The sequence below is a fragment of the Bartonella vinsonii subsp. berkhoffii ATCC 51672 genome (genome assembly GCF_902825225.1).
Lineage (GTDB): Bacteria > Pseudomonadota > Alphaproteobacteria > Rhizobiales > Rhizobiaceae > Bartonella > Bartonella berkhoffii.
The window spans coordinates 38709-57864 of sequence record NZ_CADEAK010000006.1 but is presented as its reverse complement, the minus strand read 5'-3'; the positions used below and the strand labels follow the sequence as shown (position 1 = coordinate 57864).

The window sequence follows — 19156 nt, the reverse complement described above, 5'->3', positions numbered from 1 at the left end:
ATCTTCTGTACTCGTTTTTTTAACAAACGATAAATGTAAAAAGCTGTTATACATAATAAACTGAATGCAATCATTCGCATCATTTGATACTTTCTCTTTCTCATAATCACTTTTGAAGCAAAATGATTAACTTTTTGAGCATTATCGAATGATACTTCTCATCACAAACCATAACGTTGCCAAAGTGCTCGCTCTTCTGCTAGCATCAAAGCACTATCAACCGCTGTATAAACCGCATGAGCAGCAACTCCTGAAGGAACTTTAGGTCCTAAAAGGCTTTTTGAGGGTGTGATTAATCGAAGCTTGGTATCATTCCCAAACCGCTCCTTAATAATGGAACGCACATCATTCAATCCATCAATAAGTCCAAGTTCAACGCTTTTCTTTCCGCTCCAAAACATTCCTGTAAAAATATTCGGATCATTTGATAACTTCGCTGCACGTCGCTCTTTAACCAAATCAATAAAAGTTTGGTGAACTTCGAGTTGTAGAGATTTCAAATGCTCAATATCTGCCTTCTTTTCAGGCTGAAAAGGATCTAAGGTAACCTTGTTCTTTCCTGCTGTGTAAACACGTCGTTCAACACCAATTTTCTTCAAAAGCTCAGGAAAACCAAAGGATGCTGAAACAACACCGATAGAACCAATAATCGAAGAAGGATCAGCAAAAATCTCATCCCCTGCACAAGCAATCATATAGCCACCTGACGCCGCTATATCTTCAATAAAGACAAGAACCTGTTTATTTTTTTCCTCTGCCAAATCACGGATACGCTTAAAAATAAAACGCGATTGCACAGGAGACCCTCCAGGAGAGCTAATAATAAGTGCAACAACCGGTGCTTTTTTATGTGCAAAAGCCTTCTCCAAAAGACTCGCACACCTGCCTAATGAAAGCGACCGTGCTATTGGTGACGCTGAATCCATAATTGCCCCATGAAGGCGCACCACAGGAATTTCAAGTTTACTAGAACAAAAACGACGTGGAACAAGATTTTTAATAACGTCCAACAAAACAAAATCTCCTCATAAATTTAAGACAAACCAAATCAGAAAAGACAACAGAAAGGAAGAACGCTGTAACCTCCAAAAGCAATACCCCCCACATTACAACTAGAAATAAAACTTTATACAAAGTTTAAACTCCTAAAAACGAAGCTTTCAACTGAATTTAAGCAATAAACCGGAAAACACAAGAGATCATTTTAAAAGTTCCCACAAACTTATACATCCATTATTAATTGCATCAACCCGCGGTGAAAAAGCATGATCATCACCCTCATGCATAACCAACGCCGGCAATATGGATAAAGCCGCTTTGCTTCCCCGTTTTGCATAAAATAAAAGACGAATTGCCGCTGTTTTCGCGCGTGCATGAACAGGAATTATACAAACACCACCGAAGCGCCCTTCTAAAGCGCGCAAAATATCAGTCAGTGATTGTGGACGAGCAATTAACCCTAAATATCCACTGGGCTTAACAATTGCTGCTGCACTGCGCAACCAATGATCAAACATCTCTTCAGACATAACATGTGCCTCAGACTTTTGTTTATCAGGTGTCTTGCGATCCGTGGGACTGTTAAAAGGTGGATTCATAATTGCAAAATCAAAAGAATTATCTGCCAATCCTGCTTTTAAGCGATTCTTACCTTTCAAAGTAACATCTGCTTCTAATAAACAAATTCGCTCAGAAAGCTTTTCATTTTGTTTTAGCATAAGCGTTTTTTGCGCGTAAGATGCCATAAAAGCTGATCGCTCAACCAATGTAACATGAACCTCTAAACAACGCGAAGCAACTGCCAACCCTGCTGCACCAGCACCAGCACCTAAATCAACAACCTTTCCCTTTAAATCATTGGGAACTAAACTGGCCAATAACATAGCATCCATACCAGAACGATGACCATATTTACGTGGTTGCACCAAATAAAACTTTCCATGATGAAAACTGTCAATTGTGTCATCACTCTGATTCGTTATATCATTCATTTACAAGCCTAATGTTCATCTTTATGAATTGCACTTTTCCTTATACAATTGTCGTTTAAAAAGCTGTTTTAAATTTTGCCCATAACTTCATAACAATAACCTCACACAAGCTTTTAAAATATTCCTTGCCAATATCATTCAAAACTTCTGCTCTTAAAAATGACATCAAAAGCTTGAGTCAAAACAAAACCCCCTTTATGCTAGCAAATAAAAATAGAATTCATATCTGTCCATTGCAATACTTCTAGGAGCAAACATATTGAGTGTCGCCACAAAATTAAATCAGACAAGCAATAATCAAGTATCTCTCCAATCCCTTATCAACCTTACCCAACATGATATGGAGCGTGTAAATCAATTTATTCTCTCTATGGCAAAATCAGAGGTTGAAATGATCCCTGAAATTTCCCATCATCTGATTTCATCAGGTGGAAAGCGGTTACGCCCAATGATTACATTAGCTTCCGCTCATATGTTCGGTTATCAAAGTGATGGACATATAAAACTCGCAACAGCTGTTGAATTTATGCATACGGCAACTTTGTTACATGACGACGTGATTGATGAAAGTAATTTACGACGCGGAAAATCTACTGCACGAATGATCTGGGGAAATCAAGCAAGCGTCCTTGTTGGAGATTTTCTTTTAGGACAAGCTTTTAAAATGATGGTTGATGTTGGTTCTATAGAAGCGCTCTCTGTCCTAGCAAATGCTGCTGCAATCATTGCTGAAGGAGAAGTAATGCAACTTTCTGCTGCAAAAAATCTAGAAACAAGTGCTTCAGACTACCTCAAAGTTATCAACGCAAAAACAGCAGCACTTTTTTCAGCTGCTGCTGAAGTGGGACCAATTATCGCGGGTTATAAAGAGAAAGATCGTTCTGCATTGCGTGCGTATGGAACATTGCTAGGTCTCGCTTTCCAATTGATTGATGATGCACTGGACTATGGTGGTGCTACACAACATTTTGGAAAAAATATAGGGGATGATTTTAGAGAAGGCAAAATTACAATGCCTGTTATCCTCGCATATGCACGGAGTAATACAGTAGAAAAAGCATTTTGGAAACAAGCTCTTGAAAACGGTAATAACGATGATGAAGCTTTCACACATGCACAACACTTAATAGAAAAATATGATAGCCTCACAGATACAATAGAGCAAGCACGCATCTATGGTAAGCGTGCAACCAATGCGCTTGCTTCAATAAACAAAAACCCTGCTTACCATGCTCTCATTGAAACTGTTGATTTTTGTATTGCGCGCGTAAACTGATTGTTTGCAAGAATCACAGTATTTTTCAATAAAGTAATCGGATATGATCTATAACCTATACAATCGATTGATTATCTTGAAAAGGATTAACTCTATGTGCAGTGCAGCAGTATCCCGCTTTTTTACTCTCTTTATCGCGGGTATAATACTGATGCTATCAGCGACCTACAGCAAAATAAACGCCACAATTCATACAACCTCATTTACAGGCGCTTATCTAGCTGGAAGAATTGCAAGTTATGAAAACAAAACAGATCTTGCCATCAATTATTTTAAACAAGCACTTGTTTATAAACCTGATAACATCGAAACACAAAAAGAACTCTTTGAATCTATGCTCTCCGTGGGAACTTTCAAAGAAGCTGTTCAACAAGCAAAAAAACTTAAAGAGCAAGGTATTATAACTCCCTTTGTTTCCTTAACCTTGTCAATAGAAAATCTCATCAAAAAAAACTACCAAGATGCCAAACTTTTTCTACAATTAAAAGCACCTCCCGCTGCAAACAATCCAATACCTGAACTTATCGGCGCTTGGGTTACATTCGGGGCTGGACAAGAATCTCAAGCAATCGCTGATCTTAAAAAAATCCAAGGACCTGCTTGGTATGGTCTTTTTATACGCTACCATCTTGCACTCATGAGTGATCTAGCAAAACACACACAGGATGCAGAAAAATATTTCACTCAAGCATTTAATAACCGACAAGCTATTCTCATCGCCCCCAATACTTATGAACGTATTGTCATAGCTTATGCCTCATTCCAATTGCGTCATAAAATGCGCAATCAAGCTCTTCAGACTCTCAAGCACGGCGAACAGATGTTGCCAGGCCGCGAAATACTTAAAAATATCCGAGAAAAAGTTGAAAAAGGTGCCTCCTTGGAAAGATTGGTTAAAACACCCCAACAAGGAGCGGGTGAAGTATTATACAACTTTGGAACAGCCTTAAACCACAAAAATTCAGGACAAATTGCACGTATTTTTAAACAATTATCTTTTGCCTTATTTCCTCAAAATGAGGCAACACTGTTTCAACTAGCAAATATTTCTGCAAAACTAAATGATCTTAATCAAGCCATTAAGCTTTACCAAGCTTTATCACCGAGCTCTCCTTATTATAAAGGTGGGCAGCTGCGGCTTGCATTCATTCTTGCAAATAACAACAAGCATAACGAAGCCATTAAATTACTTCACGCATTAAAGAAAAAATTCCCTCAAGATCGCCATATTGTGATAACGTTAGCCGCTCTTTATATGCAAGAAAATAAATTTGCTGAAGCTGCTAAAACTATGGATCGTGCTATTGCGCAAATAACAAATTTTCAACAGGATGATTGGAAACTTTTTTATCAGCGCGGTATCGCTTTCGAGCGTTTACAGCAATGGCAAAAAGCTGAAATTGATTTGCGAAAAGCACTTGTATTTTTCCCTGATCAGCCACAAGTCCTTAACTACTTGGGCTATTCACTTATTGAACGTGATGAAAAACTTGAAGAATCGCTCCGTATGCTGCAAAAAGCTTCTGCATTACAAACTCAAAATAGTCATATCCTAGATTCTCTAGGATGGGCTTATTACAAGCTTAAGCAATATAAGCAAGCTGTTCAAATATTGGAAAACGCTGTCAGATTGCAACCTGAAGATCCAACATTGAATGATCATTTAGGCGATGCTTATTGGCAAGTTGGGCGCAAACGTGAAGCAATATTTCAGTGGAATCATGCAATTGATGGGGAAGCAAAAGACTTCTTAAAAATCCAAAAAAAACTAAAATATGGCTTACAGTAAATAACGATGCTTGACCATAACCCTATGAGACAATAGACACGTATAGAAGATGAAGTCCTTTTGGTTGCTATCTATGAGTTAAATATTAAAAGAGTATAAAGCGTGAAACTGCCTGAACATCTTAATCCCAAACGTTCTTTTCAAGGACTTATCTTAACTTTACAAAATTATTGGGCTCATTATGGATGCGCAATTTTACAACCATACGATATGGAAGTTGGGGCGGGAACTTTTCATCCGTCCACAACATTGCGTTCACTAGGACCGCGCCCTTGGAAAGTCGCTTACGTCCAGCCTTCCAGACGTCCAACAGACGGACGATATGGTAAAAATCCAAATCGTTTACAGCACTATTATCAATTTCAAGTGCTTATCAAACCTTCCCCTCCCAATTTACAAGAGCTTTATATTAAGTCGCTACAGGCTATCGATCTTGATACAAAGCTTCATGATATTCGCTTTGTCGAGGATGATTGGGAAAGTCCAACGCTTGGTGCTTGGGGACTTGGATGGGAATGTTGGTGTGACGGAATGGAAATTTCTCAATTTACTTATTTTCAGCAAGTTTGTGGCATTGAATGCGCTCCAGTTTCAGGAGAACTTACCTACGGGCTTGAACGTTTAGCAATGTATATACAAGGTGTGGATAACGTCTATGATCTTAACTTTAATGGTTTAGATGACGAAAATAAAATAAGTTACGGAGATATTTTTTTACAAGCAGAGCAAGAATATTCATATTATAATTTTGAATTTGCTGACACTAAACTATTACACCAACATTTTATCGATGCAGAATGTGAATGCATTGCACTCCTTGAAGCTGGAAAACCAAAGAAAGAAAATCTCTTACATCTGTGTGTGTTTCCAGCTTATGACCAGTGTATTAAAGCGAGCCATCTCTTTAATCTCTTGCAAGCACGTGGCGTTATTTCTGTCACTGAACGACAAAGTTATATTCTTCGCGTTCGCGATCTTGCACGCCGTTGTGGAGAAGCGTTCTTACGCACAGAAGCTGGGCAAAGCACACTAAAGGAAAAGTCTCATGTCTGATCTTCTTCTTGAACTTTTCAGCGAAGAAATCCCGGCGCGTATGCAACGAAAAGCTGCTGCTGACCTCAAAAAATGTCTCACGGATCAACTTGTAAAAGCAGATTTAACCTATAAAGCTGCTCAGGAATATTGGACACCCCGTCGATTAACATTAGACGTACGAGGTCTTTCTCTATGCTCAAAAGACACCCATGAAGAACGTAGAGGCCCCAGTACAAAATCACCACAACATGTGATTGATGGTTTTCTGCGCACAACGGGGCTAAATGATATTTCTGAAGCAAATATTGCACATGATAGTAAAAAAGGCGATTTTTATATCGCTAAAATCATCAAAAAAGGCAGAAAGGCAGAAGAAATTATAGCTGATATTTTACCAAATATTATCCGTAATTTTCCATGGCCGAAGTCCATGCGTTGGGGCGAAGATTCAGCAAAAAGCGGAGCACTGAAATGGATTCGATCTTTACAAAATATTCTTTGCATCTTCGGACCCGAAATTGGTGAAACGCACGTTATCCCCTTTACTGTCGGTTCTCTCAAAAGCAATAATCTAACTTATGGTCATCGTTTTTTAAGTGATGGAAAACCTCTCCAAATCCGCCGCTTTGATGATTATATTACTAAACTTAAAGCCCATAAAGTTATTCTCGATGCAGAAAGGCGAAAAAATATTATTTTGGCCGATGCACAAAATCTTTGCTTTGCAAATGGTTTAGAACTGGTTCAGGATAATGCCCTCTTAGAAGAAGTTGCAGAACTCGTTGAATGGCCTGTTGTCCTTATGAGCAATTTTGACAAATCTTTCCTTGAGATTCCTTCGGAAATTATTCGTTTGACCATTCGCGCTCATCAAAAATGTTTTGTAACCCGCAAACAAGGCGAAAAGATCACACTTTCTCATCATTTTATTCTTGTTTCTAATATCCTTGCAAACGATGAAGGCAAAGAAATTTCTAAAGGAAATAGTAAAGTTGTCTGTGCTCGTCTTTCTGATGCGCTTTATTTTTGGCAAACCGACCAACAAAATTTGCCCGATATCAAAGATTTAGAATCTTCTGCAAAGAAATTTGATCTTGATTTAACAAAACCTCTCGATCAGAGAATGGCGCGATTAGATCATTTAAATGTAACTTTCCATGCAAAATTAGGAACACAAGGTACAAGAGTGGAACGCATCGCTGCCTTAGCACAAAAAATTGCCCCCTTAGTGCAAGCAGACCCTCTCTTAGCTAAACGTGCTGCAATACTCGCAAAAGCTGACTTGCAAACAGAAGTTGTCGGAGAATTTCCTGAACTGCAGGGACTCATGGGACGAAAATATGCCCTCCTTCAAGGAGAGGATCCTCGCATAGCTGAAGCAATTGAAGACCATTATAAACCTCTAGGACCAACAGATCGTATTCCGCAAGAACCTGTTGCTATCACAATTGCGCTCGCTGATAAAATTGATATGCTCGTCGGTTTTTGGCTTATTAATGAAAAACCTACCGGCTCCAAAGACCCTTATGCATTAAGACGAGCCGCATTGGGGATTATTAGGCTTGTGCTTTTGCGTGACTGGAAAATTAATCTTATGCCATTGTTTAAATTGGCAACAAATCTTTTTTTACAACAAAAAATGCAATATGAAACATCTCAAAGAGAAGATACGCAATCACAAAATTTATTTCTGAAAAAAACAGAACATATTTTATCAGATCTGTTACTTTTCTTTCATGAACGTCTGAAAATCTATCTAAAAGAACAAGGAGCCCGTCATGACGCTCTTGATGCAATCTTAAACAAAGATACTGATGATCTTTTATTAATCGCCCGTCGTGTTGAAGCACTCATTGCCTTTATCAATACAAGTGATGGAAGCAACTTTTTAGCCGCTGTAAAACGGACTGTAAATATTCTTGAGAATGAATTTAAAAAAGGCACGATAATAGCAGAAAAAATTAACTCTGAACTCTTTATTGAAGCAGAAGAAAAACAACTCTATCAAGAAATTATGAAGATAGAAAGTAAGGTTCGTGATCACATCAATGCAACAGATTTTTCATACACACTCAATACGCTAGCGCCACTCGGAAAATTTATCGATATATTTTTCGAAAAAGTATTAGTGAACGATAAAAATCCCGATATTCGCACTAATCGTCTCGCTCTTCTGAAACAGATCCATAGCATTACAGAAACAGTCGCAGATTTTTCAAAACTTGTAGTTTAAATAAACACTCTATCAATTGACATAATAAAAAGAGAATCTTTCTACTTTTTATTGTTCTGGTCGTTGAGCCTTTAAAAACATTATGAAAAAATTTCCATACGATGCTTGAGATGATTTTATTGCAGAATTTATCGTGTAAATGGTACTTTATAATAACTAATCAAAAAATCGAATCAATTATTATAATACAACCATTTTGTTTATAATAATAGTTTATCCATTTACATATTAAATGAGAAAAACGAAAACAATACAAGTCTTTCAGCTCAAATTTGAGAAAATAGGTTTTGAATTGTCTCAAGACAAAAGAAATGCCAACATTTTGAGGTGATAACATAACAATAGTGATTTATGCCTTCATAAGCGTAAGATAGCCGTATCCTATGATATCTTACATGATACCCTTCACAGATAGTATATAAAAGCTTGAGAGATGTTTTTTCAAAATAAGTAAATACTTACTCATGCAAGACAAAGTTGAAAGAAATACTCAATTTTGAAAAGGAACCACTCTCCTAAAAAACTGGTTCTTTAAGCACTTTAACTGCTATTAATTAAGATATGCTTTCATTTTATTAAGAGATTCTTTACAAAGAGACTCTTTAATAAGTTCATCCGCTTTATGAGAATCTAATTCTTTTGCGATAAGCGTGCGAGCAGCAGAAACGGCCAATTCAATAGCAGATGAAGAAACCATGCGTATCGCATTAGCTTCCGCTTGAGCAATTTTTTGCTCTGCTAATTTATTGCGGTTTTTTACATATTCTTCTGCTTTTGTACGAGCTTCGGCGATAATAGATGCAACTTCATGCTTAGCCGCTGCAATAATCTCTTGTGCATCCTTCTCTGCTTCCGCATGTTTACGCTGATATTCCGCAAGCACTTCCTGCGCTTCTTCACGAAGACGAAGAGCTTCATCAAGCTCATCTTTAATACGCTTTGCACGCGCATCAAGATGACGCACAGCTTTCTGCGGAATTTTGAAATAAACCAAAAGAACCAAAAAAAGAATTAATCCAACAAACGCCCAAAAAGTATCTGTCATTCTTGTATCCTTCAGTAATCCGCAGCTTTAATAACTGAACGAACAGATTCTTTGCTGACATGAACATCAGTCAACTTTTTTACAATTTCAAGAGCTACTTCTTCAGCGATAGAGCCAACATTTTGCATAGCTTTATCCCGAATTTTTGTGATCTGTTTTTCAGCATCTGTTAACTTTTTTTCTAAACTTTCTTCAACTTCCTTTCGTTCAAGCTCAGCCTTCTCTTTTAACTCTTCACCAGCTGCTTGTGCTATAACATGAGCCTGTAAACGCGCTTCTGCCAATTTCCGCTCGTAAGTTTCAACTACAGTATCTGCTTCCTGCTTCATACGCATCGCCTGATCTAAATCAGATGCGATTCGATCTCGGCGTGTTTCAATAACACCACCAATACGAGGCACAATCACACGAGAGATGAAAAGATAAAAAAGCCCAAAAGAAATTGCCAACCAAAAAAAATGTGAAGCAAAATGCACAAAATCAAAAGGCGGAAACACACGATCTGCATGCTCTGCAACACTTTGTACATGTTCTATCGGCTTGTCAGTGGTTTGTGCATAAGCACTGGAAACAAACATCTTCTTTCATCCTTCAACAACTCACTTCCCCTAAAACCGACGGCAATAGACTAACATTTTTCTCATTAAGAAACAAAAAGTATACCTCCCTCTCATACAGAAAACAGGTATCCCTTTTTGATGATGATTAAACTCCGAAAAGAAGCAATAAAGCAATAAGCAATGAAAAAATGCCCAAAGCTTCTGTCACAGCAAAACCAAAGACAAGACGGCCAAACTGACTATCTGCTGCCGATGGATTGCGTAATGCACCAGAAAGATAGCTACCAAAAATATTTCCAAGGCCTAAAGCTGTCCCCGCCATTCCAAAGCAAGCAAGACCAGCACCAATATATTTTGCTGCAAGCACTAATTCCATATTATTCTCCTTTAAAGCGAAATTACACTATTCGACGTAAAACCGCCAGTTTTATTAATGTCCTGGATGAACTGCATCATTAAGATACATACAAGTTAAAACCGTAAAGACGTATGCCTGAAGAAATGCTACCAAAAATTCAAGAGCAGTAATCGCTACGGTCATGATAAGTGGCAAAATTGAACCACCAATACCTACAACCCCTACTCCAATCATTGAGACAACGAAACCAGAAAATACTTTGAGGGTAATATGACCAGCAAGCATATTAGCAAAAAGACGAAGTGAAAGACTGATAGGACGAGAAAGAAAAGAAATAATCTCAATCATCGTAACTAGAGGCAAAACCACAACAGGCACACCACTGGGAACAAACAGTTTCAAAAAATTGATCCCATGCTTATAAAAACCATAGCCAATGACTGTCAAAATTACCACCATAGCCAATGAAAACGTAATCATAATCTGAGAGGTAATCGTATAAAAATAGGGAAAAAGACCAATAAAATTTGCAACCAAAATAAAAGTAAACAAGGAAAAAACTAAAGGGAAAAATTGCATCCCCTGCACACCAGCGGATTCCCGCAAAGTTGTTGCTACAAACTCATAGGCCATTTCTGAAAGAGACTGCATCCGTGTTGGAACTAACCCACGACTTGATGACGAAACAAAGAGAAAAACCGAAGTTACAACAACTGTAGCTATTATAAAAAATGATACATTCGTAAAGGACAAATCCATATTCCCTATGGAAATCTTAATCAGTCGTGAAATCTCAAACTGATGGATAGGATCTGGAGCGTGTGATGTCACTTCAACCTCATTTATCGAGCCCTTTATCGGACCTTTTATCTTGGCGCAATACGCCTCTTTGCCTTAATGGACTGGAGGAAATATATCCCACAGACCGAAGAATACTCAATACACCAGCAGCAAATCCAAGAAAAAGAAAAAGTACCACCCCCCATGGCCATGAACCTGCTAACTTGTCAAACCCCACTCCCAAAACCACACCTACAATAATACTTGCAAGAAACTCACTCGAAAGCTTAATTGCATGTGCTATCTTCCCTTGCGACTCTTCCCCCTCATTTTCATACTCGCGCTTCTTTAATGCTTTCTTACGCATTAAAGCTCTATCTAACTTCTTACTTCGACATTCCAAATCCTCTGAATGAAGACAGTCTTTTTGCCCTTTTCCTTCTGCTTCAGTTTCCTGCAGTGGCACAATGGGTTCATTCCCCTTTGCCATCATTGGCTCCTTAATCAAAAAGCAAAGTAAAGGCTAATCTATAAAATCGTGCGCATCATATTGTTCTCGAATTTATTCGTCAAGACGCTAAAAGAAATCTATCACAATTTATCCCATAAATAACGTGTCTTTTCATTTTAGGAATCTTCACCCCTTATGCACTCTTAAATCATTACTCCAACCTACAGAGAATACATCGCTGTTCAGCTTTAGCAAACCATAAAGCTCTCGTGTCAAAACACCAAGAAACATATTGAAAAAATAACCTCTTTTACAGCGTTTATCCCTGTTCACAAATAAAAGATAACATTGATGAGTCTTCTACATCTTTTAATGTATGACATAGAACTGTAATGAATTCCGTTACCGTTATGCAAAGAAGCCTATATAAACAAAATTTTAAATACTAGCACTACAGCACTTTGTAATTAACTTTTTAAGTCTTTCTCTTTACATTCAAATGTTTTAGATATGGCAAATATTTCTACTTTTTGTGAAAACAACCGCCACAAATCGGCTTTCTCCTTGATAATTATAGATATGAGAACTTCTTTTTATCCCGCACTATCATTACACTCTCTAATTCCCAATTGTTGTAACTCCTCTTGTATTAAAATGCTTTATTAAAGAGACTTCTGCTTCAAACAATCCTGATCCATACATTTATTCCTTTCAATAACGCATCAATAAAAGACTTTTTTGTTTTAGATTACAAGAAATTGCAACGAGAGAATAGCATCATATGATGACTCATTTCACTCAATAGAGAGAATGATTAAAATTATTTTTATAAACCAATATATTGCTCAATAAAAAATGTTTTTTCTTTTATTGAAAATAACATCATTCTTTGGAGATAAAAAGCAGTTCATTTTCAATATTAAAACGTAATCATTTACGAAAAAGTCTATTTTCTTAAACTGGTTCTTCAATATAGACTTCATGCACTTAAAAAACAGAGAAGAATCATTTCTTTCTCAAACGTGCCGCAAAAGGATTATCAGATGCGCGTAATGATATGCGAATTGGTACACCAAGCATATCGAACGCATCACGTAATCCATTGGAAAGGTAACGTAAATACGATTGAGGCATTACCTGTGGTCGCGAACAAGAAATCACAAATCCAGGAGGACGTGTCTTAATCTGTGTTATATATTTAACCTTAAGTCGACGCCCGGAAACTGCAGGTGGTGGATGATGCGCAACAACAGTTTCAAGCCATCGATTCAGTTGTCCCGTGGAAATACGGCGATTCCACACACGGTGCATTATCATGATATTTTCCATCAGTTTATCAATCCCTTGACCATATTGGCCCGATAAAGGAACAGCTCTTAAACCACGAACCTGAGGAAGAAGGCGGCTACATTTCTCATGTAAATCAATCAATGTCACCTGACTATTTTCAACAAGATCCCACTTATTAAAAGCAATAAGCGGAACTCGCCCTTCACGAATCACAAGATCAGCAATTTGCAAATCCTGCTTTTCAAACGGTGCCGTTGCATCAAAAACGATCACTACCACCTCTGCAAAACGAATTGCACGTAAAGTATCTGCAACGGAAAGTTTTTCTAATTTCTCTTGTATTTTTGATTTTCGGCGTAAACCTGCAGTATCAAAAAGTTTAATATGACAGTCATTCCATTCCCAATCTACAGAAATAGAATCACGTGTAAGACCTGCCTCTGGTCCTGTTAACAACCGATCTTGTTTTAACATGCTATTGATGAGCGTCGATTTTCCTGTATTTGGACGCCCTGCAATTGCGATCCGAATGGGTTTATTTTCATCGTAAACAAATCCCTCTTCCAAATCATCCACATCATCACCAACGGATGCAGGCTGTACAGCAGTATATTCTTGTTCGTTTTTGTGTTCAAAAGCGCGCTGCGGACCAACAGCATCTACAATTGCATCACGAAGATCTGTAAGCCCTAAACCATGTTCAGCAGATATTGGACAAGGCTCCCCCAAACCTAATGACCACGCTTCATACTCTCCCCCTGTAGCTGCTTTTGACTCAGACTTATTGGCAACAAGCACTATCGGTTTGCCTGACTTGCGAACCAATGAAGCAAAATTTAAATCACTCGGCGTTATTCCACTTTTGGCATCAAACACAAATAAAATAAGATCGGCTTCCTCAATGGCAACTTTTGTATGGGAACGCATACGGCCTTCAAGTGTATAATCACCCGCTTCTTCTAACCCAGCTGTATCAATCACATCAAAACGCAGATCTTGAAGTTTTCCTGCATGAACACGTCGATCACGTGTAACGCCTGGCTTATCATCAACCAAAGCCAATTTTTGCCCAACCAAACGATTAAAGAGCGTTGACTTCCCAACATTGGGGCGACCAACTATAGCAATGGTAAGGCTCATAAATTTATTCCTTACTCACCTTGCCCTCTGCTTGTATAAGCTCAAGCATCATACGAGCCCGATCTGCTACTTTTAATCCTAAAGCACCTTCTGCAGAAATTTTCCTAAAATAATCAACCGCTTCTTCTACCTTATCGGCTTTATACGCAGCTAAGCCCAAAGCCTCTCTTGCAGACATACGCATAGGATCAATATCATTTGCCATATCTTCAACGCGCTTTTTGACCTCATTCAAAGTCCCTGTATCAACCAAAATATAAGCTGCACGAATTTTTGCAACTTTCCGCAAAATTTGTGGTGCTTTTTCATCAGCCGCAACAGAATCAAAGGCTTCTACTGATTTAACAGTATCCCCTTGTTCCATGAACAAAGAAGCCTCACGCAAACGAGCAAGAAAAGGATATCCCCCAAAGTTAGAGACTTTAACATTTTCCAATTGCTTTATCGCTTCATCAAAATGACGTGTATCCGCAAAATCAAGGCTTTTTACAAATGCATCACCAATATGACCAGCTTTCTTTATTTGTTCATGATGGTAAATTTGATAAGTCACTACCATCAAAATGAAAATAACGACTGCAATAATAATTGCAAAACCATAACGTCTCCAAAAAGCAAGAGCTTTTTCCTGACGAACCTCTGCATTAACTTCAGCAATAAAACTATCATACGACATATATCATACCTTGGAAAAATTCACTTTTTGTGCTTTTACGCATAAATGCATAAAGATGGTAGCCCTCATGAACTAAAAACTTAAAATTTCTAACTTATTTATTTCAAATCAATGTGTATCCAAACCACTTGGACTTTTGCAACTCCATCAATCAAAAACGATAGAACCGCATTTTGGTTCATAATATAGTTTTACATCCCTTTTTAAACTGTTACCACATTTCTCATGGCCATTATATAAGCCTCTCTACAATCTCAAGAGCTGTTCGTATCTCCTCCTCGTTATATTATATACGAGAATCATCTTTTAAAATCTTAAAACAACAATCTCCTATTGCACTTTTCAAAGCCCTCAATTGTAGAATTTCAGTGGAAAAGCAATCCATTAAAAAATTTTCATAAAGAAATATTGCTTTATTTCCATGATTGAAAATATTTTTAACCAAATAAACAAATTTTGTTATCCAGAATGGAAGAAATGCCGAAACTCCATGATAGAACTCAATTTAAAATTCAAACTTCAAGTAAAACTCTGTGCAAAAATATTCTCTTTAACTTATTTTCACTCGATTGATAACCTTTTGAGGCTGTCACTTATAGTGTCTAAAAATGTTTTATTGTAATGGCCAAATCCACATGAGCATTGGAACCGCAACAATGACTATCAACACCGCCAACGGAGCACCAAAGCGTGGATAATCACTAAAACGATATCCCCCTGGCGCCATCACGAGCATATTACTTTGGTGTCCAATAGGCGTGAGGAACTCACACCCTGCACCAATTGCAACAGCCATCAGAAAAGCTTCAGGCTTATAATGGAGAGAATGAGCAAAACTTGACGCGATTGGTGCTACCATCATAACTGTCGCTGCATTATTCAAAAATGGCGTTACCAACATGGCTGTAACCAACATCAGCGCTAATGCGCCAGAGGGTGGAAAAAATACCGCCAATTGGCTCAGCCATTGACCTATGAGATCCGTACACCCTGTCTTCTCTAGTGCTTCACTCACTGGAATAAGAGTTGCTAATAAAACTAATATTTGGCCATCTAATGCTTGATACAAATCACGCGCTGGCAAGACACGAAAGATAACCATGGCAGTAGCAGCAGAGAAAAAAGAAAGGGAAACGGGTACGATATGAAAAGCCGTACAAATGATCGCTATAAAGAGAATAGCTAAAGATACAAAACCATGACGCAAATTGCCAAACACAATATTGCGTTTTGCTAAGGGTAAACATTTCAGTTCTCGTAATAAATTTGGAATAACCCTCTCTTGTCCCTGTAAAACAATCACATCTCCAAGATGGAAAACAATATCCTCAAGCCTTCCCCGCACCCTTTCATGTTGTCGACTTAACGCAAGAAAATTCACATCATAGCGATCAAAATACGAAAACTCTTTTGCACTGATACCAATAAGAGGAGAATTATGCGTAACAACTGCCTCAATAATATCAACGTCGCTGTCCTTGTCTCCCGTAGGAATAGTTCGACCAGAGAAAAATTCCAAACGAGCAGAATTCATCACACTATCTAGCCCCGTATGCGAACCTTCCAACAAAACAATATCGTTTTCAGACAAAACAAAATCTGGCAACGGTGAAATAGAGACTTTGTTTCTGATAACTTGAACCACCATGACATCACCACCTGATGGTTTAACAAGGTCCATTATCGTTTTTCCTATAATAGGTGAATTTGTTGGAATATGTACTTCCGAAACATAGTTACGAATATCAATAGCATCATCAAACGATACACCTGAACGTACACGTACAGGTAAACGCCAAGAAAAAAACACCAAATATAATACACCAGCAGTAGCAACAGCCGCACCAACTGGGGTAAAATCAAACATGGTAAAAGGAGACCCCGTTAAACGTTCTTGTATAGCTGAAATAACAACATTAGGAGAAGTTCCTATCTGTGTCATAAGACCACCCAATAAAGAACCAAATGCCATGGGCATCAAAAAAACAGAAGGGGAAACCTGAGAACGACGCGCAAACTGAAAAGCAATAGGAAGCATGATAGCCAAAGCACCAATGTTTTTAACAAACATTGACAAAAACACTACACAAATAACTAAAAAAGCCAATTGAAGACGCACTGATCTCACATCTGGCCATATCCGTTGGATCATAAATTCCATTATACCAGAACGCGATACAGCCGTACTGACAACAAACACACTCCCCACAATAATAACAATATCATTACTAAAACCGCTAAATGCCTCCTTTGGGCTAACAAGCCCCACAATGCAAGCAACCAATAATGTACAAAGAGCGACAAGATCATAACGGAATCGATCCCAAATAAAAACAACCATCATGAGACCAATGATAGAAAAAGCCATTATTTGATTTCCTGTCATGATACCCATCTCTCCCCATTAGATTACAATAAACACAATATATTGTTTTAACTGTTCCTATAAAAAGCGGCAAGATAAAAGCAGATATAAGCTCATTTTAGAGTGATACAATTATGATCAGCACATACTTCTCTCTTTGGTTATAAATGCTTCTTTATAAAATATTGAAACATAAAATATTGAAACCAAAGAAAATTGCTGACAGTTGATAAAAATGTTTTGCAAAAAAAGCAGAATAGCTCTAAACGTAAAAGAGAATAAAAAGAGATAACTATTGGGTTGGTGCATGCTATATTTTGAGCCTTTGTCATTGCTTAAAGAAATTTGTGTACATTCTCACATAGAGTAAATAAAGCATCACAGAGAGTGATAAAAGCGAAAGAAGAAATAATGACCAATCTTGATGATGTATACAGAAGAAATTTAAAATACTGGCTAACATGTATTATTGGATTTATTGCTATTCTGACAATCATAGTTGTCGGCGGTTTTTATATAGCAAAACCCTATCTTGACAGTTTTGTAAAACAAGAAATAGCCCGCCGTTCTATAAAAGCAGAGACAGCCGAAGTTAGCATCATAGGCAAAGTCAATTTGACAAATGTTACTCTGCCAGTGCCTGCTGATACATCACTTAAAATTGGTGCCATTTCAGCCCGCCCTCCTCTTTCTTTTATTCCTGGTACTTTTACACTTTATAATGTTGACTTAAAGCGTCATAATATTCACATAAAAATTCCCAAAATTTCTCTTAATAGTGTATACTTTAAGAAAAAGGATACCACTATCACATCCGACATTTTGCAATCAATTATGCGTATTGAACTTTCCTCAATTGTTGCGCCCAATATATTGCTTTCTATAGAAGATGAGAAAGAACTCAACGAAAAACTTGAGATAAAGGGTTTCCAGCTTTCTGGTTTTAAAAATGGTCATATTGGTTCTGTTAGCTTCAAAAATATGGACCTTAATATGACAGCCAAGAATGGTGAAAAACAAACGCATATTATCAGCAAAAGTGATGCAATAGAAGCACGTGATATTGATATCAACTATGCTGATTTTATTATTTTAGGAAAAAGTAATTCTATCAATCAAATAAAAAACGTTACCGGTCCTATTTCTCTGAAAAATCTAATTGTTGATATTTTTGAAGGAGAAGAGAAAAACATCTCTTTATCTCTTGGTAAATTTAAAACATCTGGTTTTAAAGTGAAACCATTGGAGCAAACAACTGAAAATTTGATCAAAGCTTATCTTAACGAAAAAAAAGTAACTAACAAGAAAACTCAAAAAACAGCACAACGTGATATTCTCATAAATAACTTGCTGGCTATTACCTTAGCTGATGCAGAAGTAACTAACCTCAAAATCGATACACCACAATTTAAAGAAACACTCGAATCATTCCAGTTTACACAAAGCTTATGGAAGCAACTTATACCAAAAAAACTTCTTATCTCTCTCAATAACATTTCAATTTTACCTAAAAAAATGAGAGAAGAAGACTTAGAGCTCTTCAAAAAAATAGGGATTGAACACTTTGATTTTTCAGAAAAAATTGATATTTCTTATGATGAGAAAAAGCGTACACTTGCTCTTAATGCAATGTCTTTCAACATGAAAAATATTGGATCTGGAAAAGTATCAGCGAAGCTTGTTAATGTTGATGAAAAACTTTTTTCTGCTCAAAAAGATTTAATGACTATTGCTGCTCAAGACCTTAGTGTCACTGATATTAACATTAGCTATACAGACGCTGGTTTCATTGATAAACTTTTCTCTTATCTCGCACGAAATCTTGGTGACATGAAACATGATCTCAAAAAAGAACTCTATGACAATTTCTATCTGATGATGACACAAACCCCCAAAATTTTGCTAAAAGATCATGAAAAAGCTGAAAATATTTCAAATTCTCTTGGAGACTTTGCTAAAAATCCACAAACATTGGTCATTCAAATAAAAGCAAAAGATAACAAAGGACTTACACTAGCTGATCTCGAAACTGCTCTGCAAAACGATTTGTCCAAAGTTCTGGATAAAGTGCATCTCACTGTCAAGAATCAAGCATCACCTTAAAAAATAGAGTCAGCTTTGAACATGATGATCTTGTTTGTAAATTTAAGAGCTTTATTCCTCTTTT

At 37.3% G+C, this 19156-nt stretch carries 15 protein-coding genes; 5 read left to right on the top strand and 10 right to left on the bottom strand.

Going from position 1 to position 19156, the window contains the following annotated elements; all coding sequences use genetic code 11:
* Positions 1-161: 161 nt before the first annotated feature.
* Together J7R10_RS04395 and J7R10_RS04390 are read right to left on the bottom strand one after the other, a co-directional pair.
* Positions 162-1013, bottom strand: coding sequence for a S49 family peptidase (locus tag J7R10_RS04395; protein WP_010704840.1), 852 nt, complete (start codon positions 1011-1013; stop codon positions 162-164).
* A 186-nt stretch (positions 1014-1199) separates the two neighbouring features.
* On the bottom strand, positions 1200-1991 hold the full coding sequence (locus tag J7R10_RS04390) for a tRNA1(Val) (adenine(37)-N6)-methyltransferase (protein ID WP_010704839.1): 792 nt from the start codon (positions 1989-1991) through the stop codon (positions 1200-1202).
* Between the two features lie 259 nt (positions 1992-2250).
* Here J7R10_RS04390 and J7R10_RS04385 point away from each other — a divergent pair, with 259 nt between their 5' ends.
* The 4 genes from J7R10_RS04385 to glyS all read left to right on the top strand — a co-directional run bounded on the left by J7R10_RS04385 (position 2251) and on the right by glyS (position 8324).
* Positions 2251-3267 carry a polyprenyl synthetase family protein gene (locus tag J7R10_RS04385; protein ID WP_010704838.1) on the top strand — a complete coding sequence of 339 codons (1017 nt, stop codon included), beginning with the start codon at positions 2251-2253 and terminating at the stop codon, positions 3265-3267.
* A 94-nt stretch (positions 3268-3361) separates the two neighbouring features.
* Positions 3362-5056 (top strand): tetratricopeptide repeat protein, encoded by a 1695-nt coding sequence (locus tag J7R10_RS04380; RefSeq protein ID WP_010704837.1) that lies wholly within the window; start codon positions 3362-3364, stop codon positions 5054-5056.
* 102 nt (positions 5057-5158) lie between these two features.
* Positions 5159-6109, top strand: a complete 951-nt coding sequence (locus J7R10_RS04375) for a glycine--tRNA ligase subunit alpha (RefSeq protein WP_010704836.1) — start codon at positions 5159-5161, stop codon at positions 6107-6109.
* Complete coding sequence (gene glyS / locus J7R10_RS04370) at positions 6102-8324, top strand: glycine--tRNA ligase subunit beta (RefSeq protein WP_010704835.1); 2223 nt, start codon at positions 6102-6104, stop codon at positions 8322-8324. Before J7R10_RS04375 ends, glyS begins: the two co-directional genes overlap by 8 nt.
* A gap of 550 nt (positions 8325-8874) precedes the next feature.
* Here glyS and J7R10_RS04365 read toward each other — a convergent pair.
* From J7R10_RS04365 to J7R10_RS04330, 8 genes are all read right to left on the bottom strand, one after another.
* Positions 8875-9369 carry a F0F1 ATP synthase subunit B gene (locus tag J7R10_RS04365; protein ID WP_010704834.1) on the bottom strand — a complete coding sequence of 165 codons (495 nt, stop codon included), beginning with the start codon at positions 9367-9369 and terminating at the stop codon, positions 8875-8877.
* An 11-nt stretch (positions 9370-9380) separates the two neighbouring features.
* Positions 9381-9947, bottom strand: coding sequence for a F0F1 ATP synthase subunit B (locus J7R10_RS04360; protein ID WP_010704833.1), 567 nt, complete (start codon positions 9945-9947; stop codon positions 9381-9383).
* A gap of 127 nt (positions 9948-10074) precedes the next feature.
* Positions 10075-10305: a F0F1 ATP synthase subunit C gene (locus J7R10_RS04355; protein ID WP_004860748.1), complete on the bottom strand. Its 231-nt coding sequence runs from the start codon at positions 10303-10305 to the stop codon at positions 10075-10077.
* Positions 10306-10359: 54 nt separating this feature from the next.
* Complete coding sequence (locus J7R10_RS04350) at positions 10360-11118, bottom strand: F0F1 ATP synthase subunit A (RefSeq protein WP_010704832.1); 759 nt, start codon at positions 11116-11118, stop codon at positions 10360-10362.
* Between the two features lie 7 nt (positions 11119-11125).
* Positions 11126-11557, bottom strand: a complete 432-nt coding sequence (locus tag J7R10_RS04345) for an AtpZ/AtpI family protein (RefSeq protein ID WP_010704831.1) — start codon at positions 11555-11557, stop codon at positions 11126-11128.
* A 966-nt stretch (positions 11558-12523) separates the two neighbouring features.
* A complete protein-coding gene (gene der, locus J7R10_RS04340; protein ID WP_010704830.1) occupies positions 12524-13948 on the bottom strand; it encodes a ribosome biogenesis GTPase Der in 1425 nt (474 codons plus the stop codon).
* Between the two features lie 4 nt (positions 13949-13952).
* Positions 13953-14624, bottom strand: coding sequence for a DUF2659 family protein (locus tag J7R10_RS04335; RefSeq protein WP_010704829.1), 672 nt, complete (start codon positions 14622-14624; stop codon positions 13953-13955).
* A 613-nt stretch (positions 14625-15237) separates the two neighbouring features.
* Entirely contained in the window at positions 15238-17010 is a 1773-nt protein-coding gene (locus tag J7R10_RS04330; protein WP_010704828.1) for an SLC13 family permease, read from the bottom strand.
* A 390-nt stretch (positions 17011-17400) separates the two neighbouring features.
* On the opposite strand from J7R10_RS04330, the gene J7R10_RS04325 reads away from it, so the two are divergent.
* A complete protein-coding gene (locus tag J7R10_RS04325; RefSeq protein ID WP_010704827.1) occupies positions 17401-19092 on the top strand; it encodes a hypothetical protein in 1692 nt (563 codons plus the stop codon).
* Positions 19093-19156 lie beyond the last annotated feature (64 nt).